Annotated in this window: 23 protein-coding genes; 13 read left to right on the forward strand and 10 right to left on the reverse strand. The window is 54.1% G+C overall.

Annotated features, from left to right (window positions below):
• The first annotated feature begins 39 nt into the window (after window positions 1-39).
• From ABJL60_RS00735 to ABJL60_RS00785, 11 genes are all read left to right on the forward strand, one after another.
• Window positions 40-960: a branched-chain amino acid ABC transporter permease gene (locus ABJL60_RS00735; protein WP_348373393.1), complete on the forward strand. Its 921-nt coding sequence runs from the start codon at window positions 40-42 to the stop codon at window positions 958-960.
• On the forward strand, window positions 957-1,940 hold the full coding sequence (locus tag ABJL60_RS00740) for a branched-chain amino acid ABC transporter permease (RefSeq protein ID WP_348373394.1): 984 nt from the start codon (window positions 957-959) through the stop codon (window positions 1,938-1,940). The genes ABJL60_RS00735 and ABJL60_RS00740 overlap by 4 nt, the downstream gene beginning before the upstream one ends.
• On the forward strand, window positions 1,933-2,682 hold the full coding sequence (locus ABJL60_RS00745; RefSeq protein WP_348373395.1) for an ABC transporter ATP-binding protein: 750 nt from the start codon (window positions 1,933-1,935) through the stop codon (window positions 2,680-2,682). Before ABJL60_RS00740 ends, ABJL60_RS00745 begins: the two co-directional genes overlap by 8 nt.
• Window positions 2,679-3,368, forward strand: coding sequence for an ABC transporter ATP-binding protein (locus ABJL60_RS00750; RefSeq protein ID WP_348291667.1), 690 nt, complete (start codon window positions 2,679-2,681; stop codon window positions 3,366-3,368). Before ABJL60_RS00745 ends, ABJL60_RS00750 begins: the two co-directional genes overlap by 4 nt.
• A gap of 82 nt (window positions 3,369-3,450) precedes the next feature.
• Window positions 3,451-4,065, forward strand: a complete 615-nt coding sequence (locus ABJL60_RS00755; protein ID WP_348291669.1) for a ribonuclease H-like domain-containing protein — start codon at window positions 3,451-3,453, stop codon at window positions 4,063-4,065.
• The gene (locus ABJL60_RS00760) at window positions 4,062-5,030 is read left to right on the forward strand and encodes a KpsF/GutQ family sugar-phosphate isomerase (RefSeq protein WP_348373396.1); all 969 of its coding nucleotides are present in this window, start codon (window positions 4,062-4,064) and stop codon (window positions 5,028-5,030) included. Before ABJL60_RS00755 ends, ABJL60_RS00760 begins: the two co-directional genes overlap by 4 nt.
• Before the next feature lie 6 nt (window positions 5,031-5,036).
• Window positions 5,037-5,630, forward strand: a complete 594-nt coding sequence (lptC, locus tag ABJL60_RS00765) for an LPS export ABC transporter periplasmic protein LptC (RefSeq protein ID WP_348373397.1) — start codon at window positions 5,037-5,039, stop codon at window positions 5,628-5,630.
• Window positions 5,631-5,635: 5 nt separating this feature from the next.
• A complete protein-coding gene (lptA, locus tag ABJL60_RS00770) occupies window positions 5,636-6,136 on the forward strand; it encodes a lipopolysaccharide transport periplasmic protein LptA (RefSeq protein WP_348291752.1) in 501 nt (166 codons plus the stop codon).
• On the forward strand, window positions 6,136-6,894 hold the full coding sequence (lptB, locus tag ABJL60_RS00775) for an LPS export ABC transporter ATP-binding protein (RefSeq protein WP_108826813.1): 759 nt from the start codon (window positions 6,136-6,138) through the stop codon (window positions 6,892-6,894). Before lptA ends, lptB begins: the two co-directional genes overlap by 1 nt.
• Before the next feature lie 248 nt (window positions 6,895-7,142).
• Window positions 7,143-7,706, forward strand: coding sequence for a ribosome-associated translation inhibitor RaiA (gene raiA, locus ABJL60_RS00780; protein WP_108826812.1), 564 nt, complete (start codon window positions 7,143-7,145; stop codon window positions 7,704-7,706).
• A gap of 40 nt (window positions 7,707-7,746) precedes the next feature.
• Window positions 7,747-8,211 (forward strand): PTS sugar transporter subunit IIA, encoded by a 465-nt coding sequence (locus tag ABJL60_RS00785; RefSeq protein ID WP_348373398.1) that lies wholly within the window; start codon window positions 7,747-7,749, stop codon window positions 8,209-8,211.
• Here the strand turns inward: ABJL60_RS00785 and ABJL60_RS00790 are convergent.
• The 9 genes from ABJL60_RS00790 to cysQ form a co-directional block, all read right to left on the reverse strand.
• Window positions 8,208-9,632, reverse strand: coding sequence for a sulfotransferase domain-containing protein (locus ABJL60_RS00790; RefSeq protein ID WP_348373399.1), 1,425 nt, complete (start codon window positions 9,630-9,632; stop codon window positions 8,208-8,210). The genes ABJL60_RS00785 and ABJL60_RS00790 overlap by 4 nt on opposite strands.
• A 2-nt stretch (window positions 9,633-9,634) precedes the next feature.
• Window positions 9,635-11,332: a beta-1,6-N-acetylglucosaminyltransferase gene (locus ABJL60_RS00795; protein WP_348291679.1), complete on the reverse strand. Its 1,698-nt coding sequence runs from the start codon at window positions 11,330-11,332 to the stop codon at window positions 9,635-9,637.
• A complete protein-coding gene (locus ABJL60_RS00800) occupies window positions 11,329-12,339 on the reverse strand; it encodes a glycosyltransferase family 2 protein (RefSeq protein WP_348373400.1) in 1,011 nt (336 codons plus the stop codon). The genes ABJL60_RS00795 and ABJL60_RS00800 overlap by 4 nt, the downstream gene beginning before the upstream one ends.
• A 46-nt stretch (window positions 12,340-12,385) precedes the next feature.
• Window positions 12,386-13,504: a glycosyltransferase gene (locus ABJL60_RS00805; RefSeq protein WP_348373525.1), complete on the reverse strand. Its 1,119-nt coding sequence runs from the start codon at window positions 13,502-13,504 to the stop codon at window positions 12,386-12,388.
• 67 nt (window positions 13,505-13,571) lie between these two features.
• Window positions 13,572-14,558 (reverse strand): UDP-glucose 4-epimerase GalE, encoded by a 987-nt coding sequence (gene galE / locus ABJL60_RS00810; protein WP_348373401.1) that lies wholly within the window; start codon window positions 14,556-14,558, stop codon window positions 13,572-13,574.
• Window positions 14,559-14,563: 5 nt separating this feature from the next.
• Entirely contained in the window at window positions 14,564-15,457 is an 894-nt protein-coding gene (galU, locus tag ABJL60_RS00815; protein WP_108826806.1) for a UTP--glucose-1-phosphate uridylyltransferase GalU, read from the reverse strand.
• 136 nt (window positions 15,458-15,593) lie between these two features.
• Window positions 15,594-16,820 (reverse strand): glycosyltransferase, encoded by a 1,227-nt coding sequence (locus ABJL60_RS00820; protein WP_348291685.1) that lies wholly within the window; start codon window positions 16,818-16,820, stop codon window positions 15,594-15,596.
• Window positions 16,817-17,617: a manno-octulosonate cytidylyltransferase gene (locus ABJL60_RS00825; RefSeq protein ID WP_348373402.1), complete on the reverse strand. Its 801-nt coding sequence runs from the start codon at window positions 17,615-17,617 to the stop codon at window positions 16,817-16,819. Before ABJL60_RS00825 ends, ABJL60_RS00820 begins: the two co-directional genes overlap by 4 nt.
• A complete protein-coding gene (gene cysQ / locus ABJL60_RS00830) occupies window positions 17,617-18,414 on the reverse strand; it encodes a 3'(2'),5'-bisphosphate nucleotidase CysQ (protein ID WP_348291689.1) in 798 nt (265 codons plus the stop codon). The genes ABJL60_RS00825 and cysQ overlap by 1 nt, the downstream gene beginning before the upstream one ends.
• Window positions 18,415-18,534: 120 nt before the next feature.
• Here cysQ and ABJL60_RS00835 point away from each other — a divergent pair, with 120 nt between their 5' ends.
• The gene (locus ABJL60_RS00835) at window positions 18,535-19,359 is read left to right on the forward strand and encodes an ABC transporter permease (RefSeq protein ID WP_348291691.1); all 825 of its coding nucleotides are present in this window, start codon (window positions 18,535-18,537) and stop codon (window positions 19,357-19,359) included.
• Window positions 19,356-19,979, forward strand: a complete 624-nt coding sequence (locus ABJL60_RS00840; RefSeq protein ID WP_348291692.1) for a hypothetical protein — start codon at window positions 19,356-19,358, stop codon at window positions 19,977-19,979. Before ABJL60_RS00835 ends, ABJL60_RS00840 begins: the two co-directional genes overlap by 4 nt.
• A gap of 67 nt (window positions 19,980-20,046) precedes the next feature.
• Here the strand turns inward: ABJL60_RS00840 and rsgA are convergent, their stop codons facing one another.
• Window positions 20,047-21,114: a ribosome small subunit-dependent GTPase A gene (gene rsgA, locus ABJL60_RS00845; RefSeq protein WP_348373403.1), complete on the reverse strand. Its 1,068-nt coding sequence runs from the start codon at window positions 21,112-21,114 to the stop codon at window positions 20,047-20,049.
• Window positions 21,115-21,273 lie beyond the last annotated feature (159 nt).

Here is a 21,273-nt window from a genome sequence, read left to right on the forward strand (position 1 = left end):
ACTCACAGCGCCCGGGGGCCACTTTAGGACCTGTCCCACATGTCTTTTATCCTTTTCGCCGAACAGGTGCTGAACGGCTTGCAACTGGGTGTGATGCTGTTTGTTATGGCCGCTGGTTTGACGCTTGTGTTTGGTGTCATGGGGTTAATAAATCTGGCACATGGGTCGCTATACATGGTCGGCGCGTTCGCGGCGGCGGCTGTTGCCGGATTGACCGGATCCTTTGTGCTTGCGCTGGTCGCGGCCCTTGCGGCTGCTGCCGCGGCTGGGGCTTTGGTGGAAATGCTGGTGATCCGCCGCCTTTACACCCGTGACCACCTTGATCAGGTCCTTGCCACCTTCGCACTGATCTTGATCTTTTCCGAAGGCACACGCTGGATTTTTGGGTCGTTTCCCCTGTTCCTGAACATTCCCGACTATCTGTCCGGACCTGTCACCTTGCCCGGGGGCATCCAGTATCCGCTGTACCGCCTGACATTGATTGCCATTGGCTTGGCCATTGCGGGCGGTCTGTTCTTGTTGATTTCGCGTACGCGGCTTGGCATCCAAATCCGTGCCGGCGAAAATGATCGCGAGATGATTGCCGCGCTGGGCGTCGATATCTCAAAGCTTTACACCGTCGTTTTTGCCTTGGGCGCAGCCCTTGCCGGACTTGCGGGTGCGCTTGTGGGCGCAATTCAGTCGGTACAGGTCGGCATGGGCGAACCGGTTCTGATCCTTGCTTTTGTGGTGATTGTCATCGGCGGCATCGGGTCAATCAAAGGGGCACTAATCGGCGCAATTCTGGTTGGGCTCACCGACACATTGGGGGGCGTCTTGCTGCCTGAACTGTTCAAAACCTTTATGGACAATGCCGCCGCCTCATCCATCGGATCGGCGTTGGCATCAATGCTGATCTACATTCTCATGGCTTGCGTTTTAATCGTAAAACCCACCGGTCTGTTTGGGGCGCGCACATGAAGCGTGAAACCATCTTAAACGCAGTCATGGTTCTGGGTCTGTTTGTTGTGCCGCTTTGGGCGTGGATCGCAGACGAACCCTTCATTATCACCCTCACCACCAAAGCCGCCATTCTTGCTTTGGCCGGCGTTGGGCTGAACATCGCGCTGGGCATTGGTGGATTGGTCAGCTTCGGACACGCAGCATTCTTTGGATTGGGCGGCTATGCCATGGGTATTCTCGCCAGCCACGCCCAAAGCTATGCGCCGATCATGGAAAGCCCGTTTCTGATCGAAGGCACAAAATCCATGCCCGTGATCTGGTTGGCGGCCATCATCACATCCGGTTTGGCGGCGCTGGCTATCGGCGCACTAAGCCTGCGGACGACAGGCGTATACTTCATCATGATCACATTGGCCTTCGGGCAAATGTTGTATTTCTTCACCATCAGTTGGCCCGCGTATGGCGGCGAAGACGGCTTGCCGATTTACGTGCGCAACGGCTTTCCCGGGGTGAACACACTGGATCCCATCCAATTCTACGGCGTGGTGTTCGTAATCCTTATGGCGGCCCTGTTCTTTACCGCGCGCTTGATAAAATCACCCTTCGGCCTTGCCTTGAACGCCGCCCGTCAATCCTCCGAACGCGTAGAAACCGTTGGCATCAATCCCTACAGATTGCGCCTGATGGCCTTTGTCATTTCAGGCATGATCACCGGACTGGCCGGGGCGCTGTTTGCCGACCTCAACCGCTTTGTCAGCCCGACGATGTTCAGCTGGCAAATCAGCGGTGAAATCATGGTCTTTATCATCATTGGTGGTGTCGGACGGTTGTTTGGTCCGGTCGTCGGCGCGGTGCTGTTTATTTTGCTAGAACACATCCTGGGCGGGCTGTCCGACTACTGGCATATCTATCTTGGGGTGCTTCTGCTTTTGATCGTGCTGTTTGCGCGCGGTGGGGTGATTGGCACACTGGCAGGTCGGGAGGCATCCCATGACTGACCCTGTTTTGGAAGTACGCGGCATCACCAAGTCCTTTGGCGCCGTGCACGCCAGCAAAAACATCACGTTGGACCTGCGACCCGGTGAAATACATGCGCTTATCGGTCCAAATGGCGCAGGAAAATCGACCCTAATAAAGCAAATTTCGGGGGGATTGCGCCCCGACGCAGGCAGCGTATGGCTGAACGGCGAAGACGTCACGCCCTTGCCTACGCCGTTGCGGGCCCGCAAAGGGTTGGGGCGCACGTTCCAGATCTCGGCGCTGGCAATGGAGGATTCAGTGCTGCAAAACGCCGTGCTCGGGGCTTTGGGCGCACATGCATCACCGTTTCGGTTTTTCACAAAAGCACTGTCGCAAAAGGACCTGCGCGACCGCGCGGAACAAGCGCTGGATCGCGTGGGTCTAAGTACGCACGCCAACACGCGCACATCCGAATTATCCCATGGGCAACGTCGCCAATTAGAGGTTGCCGTTGCATTGACGTTGTCACCGACAGCCTTTGTGATGGATGAACCCATGGCGGGGTTGGGTGCCGAAGGGTCACAGACCTTGACCACTTTCCTTGACACCCTGCGCCATGAGGCACCGATCCTGCTGGTTGAACACGACATGGATGCGGTGTTTGCACTGGCCGACCGCATCAGCGTTCTGGTCTACGGCGAAGTCATTGCCACAGGTACAGTCGACGACATCCGGCAAAATCCGAAAGTGCGCGAAGCTTATCTGGGGGAAGAGGCATGACCCTACTAAGCGTCCAAAGCATTGCGACCTTTTATGGCGCATCCCAAGCCTTGTTCGATGTTTCGCTGGATATCGCAGAGGGCGAAGTGCTGGCCTTGATGGGACGCAATGGCATGGGCAAATCAACAACCGTCAAAACGATTTGCAGGATGCTGGCCGCACGATCAGGGCGCGTGGTTTTCGACGGGCACGATCTTGGGGCGGTGCCATCCCATAAGGCTGCGCGATTGGGCATTGGCCTAGTGCCGGAAGGACGCAGATGTTTCACCAACTTAAGCGTTGAGGAAAATCTGATAGCCGCCGCACGCAAAGGGGCTTGGGACACGACAAAAGTCGGGAAATTGTTTCCCCGCCTGACCGAACGACGCATGCAATTGGCCGGATCGCTTTCGGGGGGCGAACAACAGATGCTGGCCATTGGACGCGCCCTGATGACAAACCCGCGCCTTTTGGTTCTGGACGAGGCCACCGAAGGGCTGGCCCCGCTGGTCCGTCAAGAAATCTGGGACGCCATTGCGACCTTGAAACGCGACACCGGCATGGCCCTTCTGGTTGTTGATAAATCGCTAAAGGAACTGGCCCAGATCGCAGATCACGCCACCATTCTGGAACGCGGCACTTCCGTATGGACCGGACGCATGGATGAGGTCACAGACGCCATCACCCAAAAATTCCTGGGCATTTGAACCCGGCATTTGAAAACACCTGTTCTTGCTTACAATTGAAGCGGTGCCTTTTCCCTTCGGCAAAGCCACGCTATAGCGGGGCATGACAAATTTTCTTCATATCTCCGACTTGCCCGATGATTTGGACCTGGGTCCAATGGTTGCCATCGATTGTGAAACCATGGGCTTGCATCCACACCGTGACCGGCTGTGCGTGGTGCAGCTGTCGTCTGGCGACGGGAACGCACATATCGTTCAAATCAAAAAGGGCCAGACAGAGGCCCCGAACCTGTGCAAAATGCTGACAAACCCCGACGTGCTGAAGCTGTTTCACTTTGGACGATTTGACATTGCCGCGATGCAAAACGCCTTTGGTGCGGTCACGGCGCCTGTGTACTGCACAAAGATCGCCAGCCGTCTGATCCGCACCTACACAGACCGTCACGGGTTGAAGAACCTGCTGCATGAACTGTTGGGCGTTGACGTCTCCAAGCAGCAGCAATCCAGCGACTGGGGCGCGGACACATTGACCACTGCGCAAATGGACTATGCGGCGTCGGATGTGTTGTACCTGCACCGGCTGCGCGATGAATTGAACAAAAGACTGGTGCGCGAGGACCGTATGGAGGTCGCACAAGCCTGTTTCGATTTCTTGCCAATGCGGGCCAATCTAGACCTGATCGGCTGGCCAGATACAGACATATTTGCCCACTCATGAGCGAACAAACCCCTTTCCGTGACACCGCCCGCCGCGTGATCGAAGCTGAAGCTGACGCGCTGCGCGTGATGGCAGATGGCCTGGATGAACGCTTTGCGCAGGCCGTGGTCAAATTGCTGGACACCAAGGGGCGCGTGATCGTCACGGGCATTGGCAAATCAGGGCATATCGCCCGCAAGATTGCAGCCACACTGGCAAGCACGGGCACACCTGCGCAATTCGTGCATCCCGCCGAAGCCAGCCATGGCGATTTGGGCATGATCACGCGCAGCGATACGGTGATTGCCATTTCCAATTCCGGCGAAGCACCCGAGCTGGCAAATCTGGTGGCCTTCACGCGCCGCTTTGACATTCCGCTGATCGGAATCACCAGCCGCCCCGACAGCAGCTTGGGCAAACAATCAGACATCGTTCTGCAACTGCCTGCCTTGGGCGAGGCTTGCGGCACGGGCGTTGTGCCCACGACCTCGACCACGTTGACGCTGGCGATGGGCGATGCGGTGGCTGTGGCCATGATGGAACACCGCGCATTCACACCCGAACATTTCCGCGATTTCCACCCCGGCGGCAAACTTGGCGCACAATTAAGTCTGGTCAAAGACCTGATGCATTCGGGCGATGCGATTCCTTTTGTGGGGATGGACGCGAATATGTCTCAGGTTCTGGGGCAAATCGGACAAAAGGGTTTTGGGGTGACATGTGTCACCGACACGTCCGGCGCATTGAAAGGCATCATCACGAACGGGGACATAAGCCGCCACATGGACGGGCTGGCCACGCTGACGGCCCAGGACGTGATGACGCACGATCCCGCAACGATCCCGCCCGATGCGCTGGCCGAGAAGGCTGTGGGCATTATGCAAGATCGCAAAATCACCTGCCTGCTGGTCGTTGATCCCGCCCATCCAACGCAACCCGCCGGGCTTTTGCATATCCATGACTGCCTGCGCGTCGGACTGGGATAACGGCAAATGGACTGGTATTCGCGCATGGTGGCATGGCTAAAGGTGCTGTTGCCGCTTATGGCGCTGGGGCTTTTGTCGACGCTGTTTCTATTATCGCGCAACATCGATCCAACGGCCTCTATTCCTTTTGCTGAAAAAGATGTGCAGGACCGTTTGCGTGACCAGCAAATCACAGGCCCGTTCTTTTCCGGCGCAACCAGCAGCGGTGATCTTATTTCGTTTTCTGCCGACAAAGTCGGACGGGGCGCAGGCAAAACCACAGCCGAAAATGTCGTGGCAAAACTGGATCTTGCGGGTGGCACCAAGGTGAACATCACCGCAAATCAAGCAGACCTAAGCATGTCGGAACAAGTTGTGACATTGACGGGCGACGTCAAGATCACCACATCCACCTTATACAAAGTGACCACGAACCGCCTCACGTCATCACTGGGCCAGTTGGACATCAAATCGCCCGACGAAGTACAGGGGTCAGGACCGATTGGACAGATCACGGCGGGATCGCTACAAATTTCTGCAGTGAAAGACGGCGGCCCCGCCCAATTGATTTTCACAAACGCCGTAAAACTGATATACGACCCGCAAAAGAAACGAGAATGATTGCTGTGACCTTATTGCGTGCCTTTGCCTTTACAATCGCTCTGACCGCGATTGCCCCCAACGTTCAGCCTGCATTTGCGCAAGGCACCAACGTTGCCTTTGGAACAATCCGGCAAGACACCAGCCAGCCCGTCGAAGTGACCGCTGACAACTTGTCGGTGGATCAGGCCTCTGGAACAGCTGTTTTTGTGGGTAACGTGCTTATTGGACAAGGCGAAATGCGCTTGTCTGCCGCGCGTGTAAAAGTGGTCTACAAAGCCCAGAATGAAGGCATTGCATCGCTGGAAGCCACGGGCGGCGTCACTCTGGTGTCTGGGCAGGATGCAGCCGAAGCGGAACGCGCCGACTATAATATTGATTCGGGTACAATCGTCATGACAGGCAACGTGTTGATGACCCAGGGCGCAAGTGCACTGACGGCCGAGCGGATGTCTGTTGATTTGAAAGACGGAACTGCAAAAATGTCAGGCCGGGTCAAAACGATTTTGAACACCGGTAACAACTGATGGCGAAACCAAAGCTGACAGTTGCAGGTGGTGCCACGGGCCTGCAAATTGAAAACCTGCGCAAATCCTATCGTAAAAAGCTGGTGATCCGCGACTTTTCGATGCAATTGAACCGCGGAGAAGTCGTGGCGCTTTTGGGTCCGAACGGTTCTGGGAAAACAACAACCTTTTATTCGGTTGCCGGGTTGGTCACGCCCGAAGGCGGGTCTGTGAAGGTTGACGGGCACGACGTGACCACTTTGCCGATGTACCGCCGCGCCCAGCTTGGGATCGGATACCTGCCACAGGAAATGAGCATTTTTCGTGGGCTGTCTGTCCAAGACAACATCAGCGCGATTTTGGATATAACCGAAACAGACCGTACAAAACGGCGTGCGCGCCTAGAAGATTTGTTGTCTGAATTTTCAATCGAACACCTGCGTCGCGCACCTGCGTTGGCGTTGTCAGGCGGTGAAAGACGCCGCGTGGAAATTGCGCGGTGTTTGGCCGCAAATCCCAAGTATCTATTGCTGGATGAGCCCTTTGCAGGTGTCGATCCGATTTCCGTAGGCGACATTCGCCAGCTTGTTGCCGATTTGAAAACACGCGGCATTGGCGTGTTGATCACAGACCACAACGTACGGGAAACATTAGAAATTGTAGACCGCGCTTATATTTTGCATGACGGTAAAGTTTTGATGTCAGGCACGCCGGAACAGGTCGTGGACAACGAAAATGTGCGCCGCGTTTATCTTGGTGAAAATTTCCGCATTTCCTGATCCATTCAAGAAAATGCGAGATAATTTTACCCGGCAAGCGGGCAGTTTTGATTGACAGAACCACGTTTGATCTGGCTCAATACAGATATGGCAAAACGCATGTTACTGTCTGACTACAAAACTTTCTTGGTCCAACGGCCAACGTTCAGACACATGCGAACACAGCCTTTCCCGCGAAACTGATCTTTGGCCCGCACCTTTGTACGGTGCGATCCCAGACCCGTTTCAACCACTTTGAAGGAGATAGAATGCGGTATCAAATCAGCGGAAAACAAATCGACATTGGAAATGCACTGCAAACGCATGTGAAAACCGAACTGGGCGAAGTGGTCCAAAAGTACGCTGAACGACCGACCGACGCGAACGTCATATTCTCAAAATCTGCCCATGAATATGCCTGTGAGGCAACCGTGCATCTATCGACGGGGCTGACCGCCTCGGCCAAAGCCAAAGAAACAGAAATCTACGCGGCCTTTGACAGTTGCTGCGCCAAAATGGAAAAACAATTGCGGCGCTACAAACGTCGATTGAAAGATCACCACAAGGATCGGGTGGAACCTGTTGAACTTTTCGGCGCTTCCTCCTATATCCTCGCTTCAGCAGAAGGGGCACAGGACCCTGAACCGGAATCGCTACAGCCAATTATCGTGGCCGAGATGGAAACCAACATCCCATCATTGTCCGTTGGCGAAGCTGTGATGCAAATGGAATTGGCCGGCGCCCCTGTTTTGGTGTTCCGGAATGAAGGCAAAGATGGGGTGAATGTCGTGTACCGTCGTGAGGACGGAAACATCGGCTGGATCGACCCATAAAATAAACGCGACGGGCAATGCGTCGATAGGTGCGAGCGACATGGAATTTGCAAAACTTCTAAAGCCGGAGGCCGTCAAAGTATTGACGTCGGCCTCTAGCAAAAAGCGCTTACTGGCGGATGTCGGTGATTTGGCGGCTTTTGCTTATGATCTGAACCCAGGCATTGTTTTGGAATGTCTTTTGGCGCGTGAAGCGTTGGGACCAACCGGTGTTGGTCACGGCGTCGCCTTGCCTCATGCCCGTATTGAAGGTCTTAACGAAGTTGTTGGGGTGTTTGTGCTTTTGGATAAGCCAATCGATTTCGGGGCGGTAGATCGCCAACCTGTGGATATTGCATTCGCGTTGTTTGCCCCTGAAAATGCAGGTGTTGAGCATCTGAAAGCCTTGGCATTGGTGTCGCGAACACTGCGCGAACCTTCGATTTGCGCAAAGCTGCGGGCCAATCCCGACGCCTCTACATTGTACGCAATCTTGTCTGAAAGCCGTCAGCAACAGGCGGCTTAAGCCCAGCTTTCGAAACCAAACATCATATAGTCGCGCTGGTACACGTTCTGAACCAGCGCCTCTATTTCTGCATCGTAAATGTCTGCCAAAGCAAAAGGCGTTTCAACCGGGGCATCTTGCACTTGGGGCGTACGGACCCCGACATGCGCCGCCAGCTGCGCCAACTCTTCTTGCATGTCAGCTTCACGGATGACCCTGTCGGGTAGTGCAAACTCACCAAAACCTTGCAGAGCCAAAGCTTGGGTACACCAAGACTGGTCTACACGAATCGCTGTTTGTCCTGCCAAATTACCTTTCAGAAAACCCAGAAACGCCGCAAAAGCTTTCCGGTGTGCGACTTTGTCATAGGACGCGTCTGGCATGCTTTCCGGAATAGGCAAAGCGTAACGCCGGCGCAAAGTCTGACGCAAGGCATCGTAACACTGCGGTCCGGTGTTCAAAATTCTAGTGCAGAACGCATGGTGCGCCCGCGCAACGGGATGACGCAGCACAGTAAAACTGCGGTGCTTGCCATGTTTGCGTTTCCACTGGCGCAGATCTTTTTGACTAAGCTTTGTGTTCAGCTGATCGCCAGACACCCCGTCAACGGCTGCCATCCAGTCCAAAACCTGATCCTCGGGACCGGACCGCATTGGCAAGTACAAAAGCGGCGCATGTGCAGCAGTAACATATGTTGGGATCGCCGGACCGCGGCGTGGCTCAAAGTTTGGTGTGCGCGTCAGGTTGAACCGGTCGAGCCCCGCCAAAGCTTGTTCCATTTTGTCGAAATTTTTAACTTTCTCGGAAATAGGGGACGGGTTTTGCTTTTTCAGGTTTTTATCCAAGCCATCAAGCGCCTCTTGCACGCCTAGAAACTTGGCCAAACCGTTCATGACTTCTACGCTTTGCAGGTCTTCATAAGCGACATAAAATGCAGTCTGACCGCTGGTTTGAAGCCGTCCAAGCAACATAACCTGAAATTCCTGCAACGCGGTCAGGTGGGCGTCAAATTCATCAGCGTCAAATTCGGCCTTGCCATCTTTGCGAGACTTGGCATCCGTCAGCTTCCACTGCCCGGTTTCCTGTGCGATTTTCCACGACACGTAACTGTCCAAAGGATTACGTGTTAGCACAATTTTCGCGCATTTTTCGTCGTTCAAGATCGCATCCAGAACCCTCGGGTCGTGATCGTGGAAATAGCGAAACCCGTTCAGCGCAGACTTGTCTTTGCGCACCTCACGCAACAACACCTTTGGGTCTGCATCCCGTGTGTCCTGCGTAACCCCCAGAATCTCTTGCGTCTTCGGGTATCCCAAAAAATGCGGGTTGAACGCTTCGCCATGACAGGCAATCCCGTCAAACGCGTTCAGGTTTGCCTCCAAAAAATTGGACCCGGTGCGCATCTCAGCAAAAACTACAAAATAATCGAAATTCTTAGGCATATTTATTGCACCAGATAGGGTTTGCGAGGTGGTTTACTGGCCCCTTCAGGGCCGCGGTCCACGGGAAAATCACCCATCAAATACGGATGCATGCCTTGATTCTTCAAGTTTTGCAGGAATTGACCAAACCCGCTTAGATCGACCATCTTTGGCACTTCCGACAGACGTCTGGCATGCTGCGGTCCAATTTCGTCCAAAATGCCCTGAAGCGGCTCCATCGGGGCTTCGATAAACTCTGCCATGCTCCAAATCCGCACGCGCGCTTTGGAAAATGGCGACCGCAGAACATCCAGATGTTCGCTTTCGATCTTTTGCAGCAAAGCCGCTTGCTTACGTATATCAATAAAATTCAAATTTGATTTGAACAACGGCACAGACCACGCGCCGCTTATCACAGAGATTTGCGCATTATGATCTTTAGCCATCCGCCAATTGATTATTTGCGTATCCGCCGGTCCAAATTGAAAACACTGCCGTTCTCCGCGTGTGTTCCAAATCAAGTTCGTTAGAAATCCGCTTGGATTGTTATCACGCACCAAAGCGCTATCGCTGAGCGCGCCATGAATGGTTTCCCGGCCATCGGCAAAACGCACACGATCGGGCGCAAATAGGTGGCCGTGAACCCGCGCCCCTGTGGCTTTCGCCAACCATGGTTCAAAATTTTCGAAAAGCTCGGCAAACCCCTGAAACACAGAATACGGGGCGGCCGTCACCCCATTTTCCCAATCTTCATTCGGAAACCGGCTTTGCATATACAGGCCTGGACGGCCGCGTGTCCGCCGCTCAACCGCTTTGGCAAAAATACGGTCAATTTTACCAGGATTAGGTTCTGTCCGCTTCATCGCACCTGCAGTATCAGTCAAAAACGCCTCATAAAGACGATCTGCATGTGGCCAGATTTTGCGGGCCACAAAGCAGTCGGACCGGCGCAAAAGCTGCAAATGGTCATCATAGAAAATATGCGGTTTGCCTTGAAAATCAAACTTGCTTAGCGTCAGAGACCGACTTTCGATGTTGGTGGAATACTGCCGCGACAGGGTTTGGAAATAGCTTTCGTCGGGGATCCACACCCGCTTGAAATACGCATCATATACCGCACGATCAGGGTCTTGCAGGATGGCTGACAAGGTTTGCCGTGTCAGACACCACCATTGGCTGCCCATATGGGGCACCAACCCGTTCGGCACACGTCGCTTCAACTTTAACTTGCGTTGGATTTGAACGTAGCGGTCAAACAGCAAACGGTGGCGTTTCCAGGAAAACGGGAACCGTAAAGTGAACCGTTCTGCATCGAGACCGCCAACCGTCCAAGGCACATCCGACGTCGTTGCACTTTCAATAAAATCCGTACGCGGACGGGCCTCAAGGTACTCGACCAGCTCATCCACAGGCCGCAAAGGCAAACATGACCCCGACGCCAGATAGACGTGCCGCACGAAAGAGAACTTGGACAGCATCAGTTCAGATGCAGCTTGGGACGCCGCGACGATGCCCCACGTGCCCCATTCACATTTGAACCGTGTCGAAAATTCAACATTCGGAACGCCTGACAGGGCATTTGCGAAGGCATCGTATGTTTTGCGATCCACCATTTTATCGACATGGATCACAACAGGGCACCCCCCCGCAGCCCAATGCCGCGCAGCCTGTTCAGCGCGGTTCAATGCGGTGTGAACCAGCATGACGATGCCGACGCTCATGCCCAGTTTCCTTTGGACATCAGCCCTAAAATTTCAAGCTGGCGCCAATTTATGTACTTTTCAGACCACTTGCACCACAGCTCTGGATCGTCTTTCAGGCTATCTGCATAAGCCTTGTATTCTACCGAAGCCGCATAGTGCTGTTTGCGGGTCAGTTCTTCGGCGGCTTTGGAGGTGAAGGTGTCCAGGAACTTGGCATGCAACAGCACGCCGCTGGCTTTTTCGCCACCCCATTCGTCGTAAACTTGGTTCAACCCCCGCGGCAAAAGCATATGGGTTGAGCTGACGTAGGTGTAACGGCGGTCCCATTTCACCAACGGAATCTTATTTAGCGCAGGGGCTTTTTCAGGAGCATTGTGAAAAAATACCCGTGCGCGCGGCCCACCTTGTATCCACAAATTACCAAAGCGCTTGTTGCGTGACATCGTATAGTTGCCGCTGTCGAACCAGCTGGCAATTTCCATCGGATCCTGACCTTCGGTGTAAGGTTGCGCGTCCAGACGCCCCTTTGGATACATATCAAGCAACATGGCGCTGAATGATTTGATGCTGGACGCGTCCAGCCAATCCGTCAGCGCCCGCAGCGGGCGTGTGTCACAGAAAGGGTACACCAGAAATTCATCAGGATCGACCACCAGCGCCCAATGCCCATGGGCATATTTCAACTGCAACCAATTTAGCCAATCAACACCAAACCGCGCACGCTTGTAGCTGAATTTTGTGTGCCAAACTGAAACATCAGGCTGCTGCGCCAAATAGTCTGTGCTGCCGTCATTGCTGTCATTGTCCACGATCAGGAAATGGTTGATGCCCTGTTCACGATAGTAATCAAGGAAGTACGGCAATCGCACACGTTCATTCCGCAAGGTCGAGAACAACAGTAGATCGTCAGATTTGATATTGGTCGTCCGGTCCGCCACACGCGACAGCTCACGGCGCTTGCGAAACGCACGAATGCGCCACCGCTTCCGCTGAAGCCTATTGCGATATGACTGCCAAGCGCCCAAACTTTTGCCCTTTACCTGCCAGAGTTCTTCCGGCCCCGTTGCGCTATCAGATCAAACTTAACACGGTGTTGAAATGTGCCGTCCAATCTGGAGGCGAAAATCGATCAAATTTTCTACGTTTGGGGTCGTCTCCGGCCATCTGTTTTATTGTCGTTAACCACAGATAACGGTCTGAAACGCTTGCGTAAACTGGAATATCGTCAAGGATTTCCCGGATCACACCTAATTCATTGGATAAAATAGGAACCCCCAACATTGCCGCCTCAACTGGAGGTAGACCGAACCCTTCCGCAAAAGACGGAAACAGAAACCCTGATGCACCTTGCAAAAGGGCCAACATGTCGGCGTCGCAAAGCCCGCTTCGCTCTCGCACAGGGCCGTGTTCATCCAAGGCATCCAAACGGGAAAATACGGCATCGTTGTTCCAACCACGCGATCCGACGATATGTAATTCAGGCGCTGCGGGTCCTAGTTCTTCCCACAAATCCAGCAAAAAAGCGTGATTTTTACGGGGCTCGATTGTCCCGATTGTCACAAAGTAGGGGGTCTTCGGGCAGATAAAATCCGGATTGGGATAGGGTTGTTCTGTTCCCAAATGGGAAACAATGCCGCGTGGCACATCCCCCCAAACTGCCATTTGCGCTTCGGTACGAGTTTGGGTGTCCGCTGAGTTATAAATTACCACGTCCGCGAACTGGCGCACACGCATCAGCTTTTCGCGAAATACCTCGACTGTTCCAACCCTTTGATATTGTGGGAAATTCAGCGGGATAACATCATGAACCATTACAGCCGTCACACCACCCAATCCACGTACGGCTTGCAAAACGCGATCGGTCAAGTTGCTATGACCAACGTTAAAATAGTGTGTCCCCTGCGGCAGATGTTTCGCCAACATCTGATCCAGTTTTGGGGGAAGGGCACGGGCAAAAGCGTTGCGGCGCACTTCGGTTTGCGCCTTGCGTTCCGTTCGGGTCAAGCCGCGCGATAGCAATGAAAGGACATCCGGAGAGGCCATCTTTGAAGGATGGCTCAGCCGCCCACACATCGCCCGCAACCCCATGTCATCCAGCAACACATATCCAAATGGCGTGCGCACCAAACCAAAGCCGGGCACATCGTCCGCCAGAAACGCTTTCAAATACGCCATCTCGACACGGTCCACGCCGGTCAAAACACGCCCTGCGCGGCGCACCAAACGGGTTATGTCTAAAAGCCGGGCGGGCGGCGGTTTATTTGGAATAGTGGCCAGTTTGATGCCATCTCCACGCGTCTGCGATCATCTGTTGCAGGGTAGACCGCGTTGGCGACCACCCCAATTCAGACACAGCGCGCGACGAACCAGACACCAGTTTCGTACAATCCCCCGCGCGACGGTCCCCTTCGTTATAGGGCACTTCGCGGTTTGTGACACTGCGCGAATGATCAATGACTTCACGCACCGAAAATCCGGAACCGGTGCCAAGGTTGAACACGCGGCTCGCTTTGTCGTCTTGTAGCCATTTCAGACCTAGAACGTGGGCATCCACAAGATCACACACATGCACGTAATCGCGGATACAAGTGCCGTCAGGCGTATCGTAGTCGGTGCCAAAGATGGTCAGCGCATCACGTTTGCCGTCGATGGCATCCAACATAAGCGGAACCAAATGCGTCTCGGGTTGGTGGAATTCGCCCACTTCGCCCTCAGGGTCAGCGCCTGCCACGTTGAAGTACCGAAAGATCACATGACGCAGTCCGTTCGACGCCTCGAAGTCGCGCAGAATGTCCTCGATTGCGCGTTTGGACGCGCCATATGCATTGATCGGATATTGGGCGCTGTTTTCATCAAGAACCACGTTGTCCTGATCACCATAGGTGGCGCAAGTGCTTGAAAATACAAAGTTCATGCAGCCTGCGTCAACGGCTGCTTCGATCAGGTTCAAAGACCCCGACACATTGTTGCGCCAGTATTTTCCGGGCTCTGACATGCTTTCGCCAACCTGCGAAAGCGCGGCAAAATGCATAACGGCTATCGGCTGGTATTCGGCGAATACGGCGTCCAGGCGGGCGCGATCCAACAGATCCCCTTGGGCGAACGGCCCGAACTTTACCGCTTCTTCCCAGCCAGTGACCAAATTGTCGAAGGTGACTGGAATGAAACCGGCCGCTGCCAGAGCTTTGCAGGCGTGCGAACCGATGTAGCCCGCGCCGCCTGTAACAAGTACATGATCCGTCAAAGACGTTACTCCGCCGCTTTGTCCATTGCGACGATGTCGTGGATGTACCCACGCAGATCATCACGCAGTTCTTCACGCGCCAGACCAAAGGATACAGTCGCCTGCAAGAAGCCGGACTTTGATCCACAATCGAAACGCTGGCCTTTGAAGCGGTACCCATAGACTGGATTGTCTTGCTCAATCTCGGCTGCAATCGCATCTGTCAGCTGAATTTCACCACCGGCACCGGATTTGATCTTGTTCAAATTGCCAAGCACGTTGGGCGACAGAATGTAGCGGCCAATTACGGCCAGATTGGATGGCGCTTCATCGGCCGGGGGCTTTTCAACCATACCTTTGACGCGCACCATGGATCCCATGTCTTCCGACACATCCAACACACCGTATGAAGATGCCTTTTCAGGAGCAACCTCCATGGCCGCAACCATGTTGCCACCTGTTTCTTCATAAGCTTCTACCATTTGCTGCAAACATGGCTTTTCAGCCGCGATCACATCATCAGGCAAAATTACCGCAAAGGGTTCGTTTGCAATCAAGCGCCGTGCGCACCAAACAGCGTGACCCAAACCAAGCGCCTTGTGCTGGCGAATGTAGGCAATGGCGCCACTATCCATGTTGGTGTCTTTAAGGGCTTCAAGCGCCTCGGTTTTACCTTTTTTGCGCAGCTCTTGTTCAAGGTTCGGGGCATGGTCGAAGTAATCTTCCAATGCGCCTTTGCCGCGGGACGTCACAAAGATGAATTCCTTGATGCCGGCGGCACGGGCTTCATCAATGGCGTATTGGATCAAAGGGCGATCCACCAAAGTCATGATTTCTTTCGGGACTGATTTTGTCGCTGGCAAAAACCGCGTTCCAAGTCCGGCCACGGGAAAGATAGCCTTGGTCACCTTTTTACGCATTCCTGATCCTCATTTCGTGCGCTCTGTTTTAGAGCATTTTTGGTTATCTAAACGTAATTTTCCGAACAAAATACACGCAAACGTCTCAAAACGTTGGAATTGCCAGCAAATGTTGCATCATCACGCCAATTTTTACTCACACCTGACGCACGATAGCGACACGTTCCATTTCTTTCTTTGTACGTGCTTTAGCCGTTGCCCACTGAAAAATCCTTTCGTTGCGCAAAGACTTGCCGAACTGCCCACCTTTTTGTTCCCAAAAGCCGGCGGGATTGAACTGCACGTGGTGGTACATTGCCGTGCGCGAGAGAATGATCAAGGTGACTATCTGTGCGTTTTTCACCCTGACTTTCGCGGCCTCCCTTGCCGCCGCAGCGCCGCGCAGGGTCGATTGTTCAAAATGTGTATGCCGCGCCACCACCGGAAACCGTTTAAACCCATCGCTGGCATGTCGGGTCACTTGATTTGCCCCGACAGGACGCACACCCCCTTTGGCATGCCCCGCCCGAAGGCGTTTCATCAGATATCGCACCTGCCGCGGCTCAAGCCGACCTGCCACCATATGCGACAAAAGCCGTTTGCGTTCACTGGATTGCACATCTTTCCAATGCGCGTCTTGCGCGGCATCCTCGATGAACTTTCGCGCGAACACCGCCCAGCTTGCGCCAATGTCGAACAAATCCGATGGCGCCCTGTCCGGGCGGCGCCTCACGCTGGCCGCAAACCCGTGGTGTACCTGCGCACGGGGGCAAATCGCCGTCGCATGCCCTGCCCGCGCCAGCCGCATGTTCAGGTCCGTTTCGTCCAGGTAAAAATGGTAGGCCGGATCAAATCCACCCAGCTCGACCAAAACATCACGGCGTAGTGCCATGTTTGTGCCTTCGGTTTTCACAGCATACCCTGTCGGGGCCCGCAACACTGTGGCTTTGTCCTCGGCCACTTCGATCGGCTCGCTATGCCCCAAAGCGTTGATCAACCGCGCCTTCCATTGAAAGCTGATGCCGTTGCGCCCAATTACAAACCCACCGGACGCTGCCACATCCGATTGCTCAAAAGGTGCGATCAAATAGTGCAGCCACGTTGGCTCTGGCACAGCATCATCATCAATGAAAGCCACCACATCACCAGCTGCCGCAACAACACCTGCGTTGCGCGCCGCCGAGATATTCGCCTGATCAAACGCAACCATCTTCACGTCGTCAGCACACGCCATTTTCTTGACCGCTTCGATCCCGGCGGGATCAGCCACAACCACAATTTCAAACGGATCGTACTGGACCTGCGACAGCCCCATAATGCACCGCGTCAACGCGTCCGGTCGGTCACGGCTTACCACCACAACGCTGACCGAAGGGCGTGTCATGCCAGCCCCATCTGCGCCATCATCGCTTCAATCTTGGGCACATCTTCGGGGTTGTTCAGCTCCCAGAACTGACGTCCTTTTGCTTCGACCTCGACACATAAAACGGAACGGCCATTTTCCATGAAGCGCAATTGCTCCAACCCTTCAAGCTGCTCTAACGGACCGACGGGCCACGACGGATATGCCGCCAAAGCATCGGGGCGATAAGCGTAGACGCCCACGTGATGAAACACGGGAGTTTCGTCTTCATCGGCATAGGTTTCGGAAGTAAATGGCACCACTTCCTTTGAAAAGTACATCGCGTGGCGTTGCGCGTCGAAAACGCTTGTTGTGCCGCCAACGCGCCCTGCCTTTCGGTCGCTCAGAAAGCTGTTCAGCGTCGCCCCATCGCACCGCAACACAGGCGTTGCGATTTCCGCATCCGGCGCAGCGCGCAAACCCGTCACAAGATCTTCCACAAACCAATGCGGTGTCAGCGGTGCATCGCCTTGCAGGTTCACCACGATCTCATAACTGCCGCCCAGCGCAGCATGCGCTTCTGCGCAACGCTCTGTGCCGTTGGCGCAGTCTTCGGATGTCATGACAACTTCGGCCCCGAAGGCCTCAGCGGCGGTCTGAATACGGACATCATCTGTGGCCACAACAACACGGTCCACGCCTTGCACCTCACATGCGGCCCGCCAACTACGTTCGATCAAAGACCGTTGATCGCCTTGCGCACCGGTCAGCATTGCCAAGGGTTTCGCAGGATAGCGCGTGGACGCATAGCGGGCGGGTATGACGATCAAAACAGACATTACGCAGGCTTCAAATCGACCGACGGCGCATAAGCGATGAAAAACGGATTGGCAAAATCCGCCTTGCCGTATTTCAAAGGCGTTTGGTCATCAAACCGCACCACATCGCCCCCTGCACCCAACAAGACCGCGTGCCCTGCAGCTGTGTCCCATTCCATCGTGCGGCCAAGGCGCGGATAAACATCCGCTTCGCCCGTCGCGATCAGGCAGAACTTCAAAGATGACCCTGCGCTTTTCATGTCTTTGACAGCGTACTTATTGATGTAATCATCCGTCGCCTGATCGCGGTGCGATTTCGATGCAACCACCATAAGGGCGGAATTGTCAGCATTAGAGACAGAAATGGGTGTAACCGCGCCGATTTTATCCTTGGCGAAATCGCCGGTTTCCTCAACCGTCTGACCATCGGCTTGCGTAAAAAACATGCGCCCTTTGGCTGGGGCATAGACGACACCACGCGTGGGTGTGCCACCTTCGACAAGCGCGATGTTGACAGTGAAATCGCCACGACGGTGAATGAATTCTTTAGTGCCATCTAGCGGATCAACGATCAAAAACGTATCGCCTGATGCGGTATGCGTGGCGGACTGTTCTTCTGTGACAAGCATCACATCAGGAAACGCGGCACGCAGTCCAGCCGAAATAATAGCATCTGCCGCTTCGTCCGCAGCAGTGACAGGGCTGTCGTCCGACTTCGTTTTCACATCAAAGTCGTCAGCGCCGTAGATTTCCATAATCTTGTCGCCAGCTTCCAACGCAAGGGTGCGAATGACCGGCACCAAATCTTCATAATTCACGTCTATTCTCCTGCCCCGCGGGGTTTTGTTGAATTCAAAACTCGGATCACTTATGGTGCGACGACAACGGAACGGCAAGAATTCCATGCGACTTTCGCAACAACCCTGAGGCAACGACACATGTTTCAACCGACGCGGAAACCGCAAAGCGGGATAGGCATCGCCCTATCGATGGCCGAACTGGTCTATCATTCGATTGTACGAAGCGTGCGGAAAACCCATAACAATGCGTTTTTGGCAATTTTGATGAACATGCTTCAAGTTATTGTTTTTGTTCTTGCTTTTTACGTGATGTTTTCGATTTTGGGGTTGCGCGGTGCGGCCATTCGCGGCGACTTTCTACTGTATATCATGACGGGAATTTTCCTGTATCTGACGCACTCTAAGTCCCTTGGTGCTGTGGTTGGATCAGAAGGGCCCGCAAGCCCGATGATGCAACACGCCCCCATGAACACCATCATCGCCATTCTGTCTGCCGCCCTTGGCGCGCTTTACGTGCAAGTGCTTTCGCTGTTTTGCATTTTGTTTGTGTACCATGTGGCCTTCACACCAGTGGTTATTGAAGACCCGGCTAGCGCCTTCGGGATGCTGTTGCTGGCATGGTTTACAGGGGTGGCTTTGGGGCTGGTCTTGCTTGCTGTCAAGCCATGGTTTCCCACGGCCGTGTCCATTTTTTCAACCATTTACCAAAGGGCGAACATGATTGCGTCTGGCAAGATGTTCGTTGCAAACACCCTTCCGGGCTTCATGCTGGCGATGTTTGACTGGAACCCGCTGTTTCATGCCATCGATCAATCGCGCGGCTTTACGTTTATCAACTACAATCCGCGCTACAGCACATGGGAATATGGGTTTTGGGTCGGAGTCGTTCTGGTTATGCTCGGCCTCATGGGCGAATTTTACACACGTCGCCACGCGTCTATCAGTTGGGGATCACGCCGATGAAATTTATATCCGTTTTGCTGCTTGGCTTTTGGGCAACCGTCGTAAGTGCCTATGATTTTCCAGCCCGGTATTCTGTGATCGGGATACCGGATGGTGATTTGCTGCCAATCTTTGCAGCCCAAGATGACACTTCGGATATCTTGGCGGGATATGTGTTTGATGCAAAATCCATCGAAGTTGTTTCCGTCAGTGCAGATGGCATTTGGGGTCAGGTCAATGTGCGCGACACGACAGGCTGGGTCACCATGAGCAGCATGCTTAAAGTAGAAGACGACATGCCCCTAACGCTGGCCTGCTTCGGCGCAGAGCCAAGCTGGAACATTGATCTAAGCGACGACAAGTCAAGCGCATGGAACACACCCGAAACCCGTGGTGATGTGCAATTTACCAAAAGCGACGACAAACTTGGGTATGACGGCAAGATCACAATGACGGAAACCTCGGCGCGTCCGGGACTTCAAGTCGACTTCAACGCCAAGCTGACGCCTGCTGCATGTACCTACCCCAACACGGAAAACGCATTTGGCCTAAAAATCGAAATATTGCTGAAAGGCTATACAGGTTTCGCAAGCCCTGAAGGGGATGAAACTGTTTCAGGCTGTTGCTCATTAAGACCCTAAGCGGCAAAAACCATGAACCACCGTACCGCCACCAAATGGGGCGATACGAGGTTTGTTTTAAAACGGCTTAGCGCTTTTTCTCTTTCACAACCCCACGCACCAGCTTGCCGAAGGCTTTGTCGCGGGCGCGGCGCTGGATCAGTGTGGCCGAGTTGTAGGCGTCTTCAGCCACAAGCTTTTTCCACCGTCGCATCCGCGCCTCATCGATGTCGCCTGCGTCCATGGCCGCACGCACCGCGCATCCCGGTTCCGTTTCATGTGCACAGTCGCGAAACTTGCACTGCGTGGAAAGCTCTTGCAGATCCGAAAACAGATCTTCGATCCCTGCCGTAACATCCGTCATTTGCAATTCGCGCATGCCCGGCGTGTCAAGAACGGCAAAGCCCCCCGGCACCAGATGCAATTGGCGGGACGTTGTTGTGTGGCGTCCTTTATCATCAGCCGCACGAATCCCTTGCGTGGCAATGATATCGCGATCCGCCATCGTATTCGCCAAGGTCGACTTGCCGACGCCAGATGATCCCAAAAAGGCAACGGTCCGCCGCGGTTTACACCACTCCGCAAGCTTTGCTTTTGGCTCATCGGATCGGGCATCAATTGCAATGACAGGCACCAGATCGGAAATGGACCGTGCCTGGGCTTCGAAATCCGTGGTGTCCGCAACCAGATCACGCTTTGTCAGAACGATCACCGGATCAATCTCGGCCTCAAACGCAACGGCGATGTAGCGTTCCAATCGCGCGACATTGAAGTCCTGATTGCACGAGGTCACAATAAACGCGGTATCGATGTTGGCCGCAATGTATTGCACAGCGCGATCTGATCCCGGTGCACGCCGTTTCATCAGGCTTTTGCGGTTCAAAACAGTGTCGGAATACGTGCCATCTGCACTTAAAAGCAGCCAATCCCCCACAGTTGCGTCGGCCACGGACGGAATCGTCTTGTCGATCCCCTGCCCGATCACACGCATCACTGTGCGGTGCACCTCGGTCACGCGCACAGGCGGGGTGTTGGTCATATTGTCAATGGACAATTGCTGCGAAAAGAACGGCTGCCACCCAAGGGTGTCCAGCGTGGAAAGTGCTACCTCTGTTTGTTTGGCTTGAGGCATGAATTGGGAATAGTCCCGTGTCATCGGTTTGATCTTTCAGTGGTGTCTGGAATGGTCGAACGCACACAACAAACGCCGCATCAAGCAAGGTATGCAAATCGCTTTGAAGGTGTGCATCGGAAAGCGCAAAGACTTTCCCACTTTACCGGGACATAAAATCTCCATGTTCTGGGGAAAGATTAA

Origin of the sequence: Ascidiaceihabitans sp. (assembly GCF_039986515.1) — a bacterium.
Lineage (GTDB): Bacteria > Pseudomonadota > Alphaproteobacteria > Rhodobacterales > Rhodobacteraceae > Ascidiaceihabitans.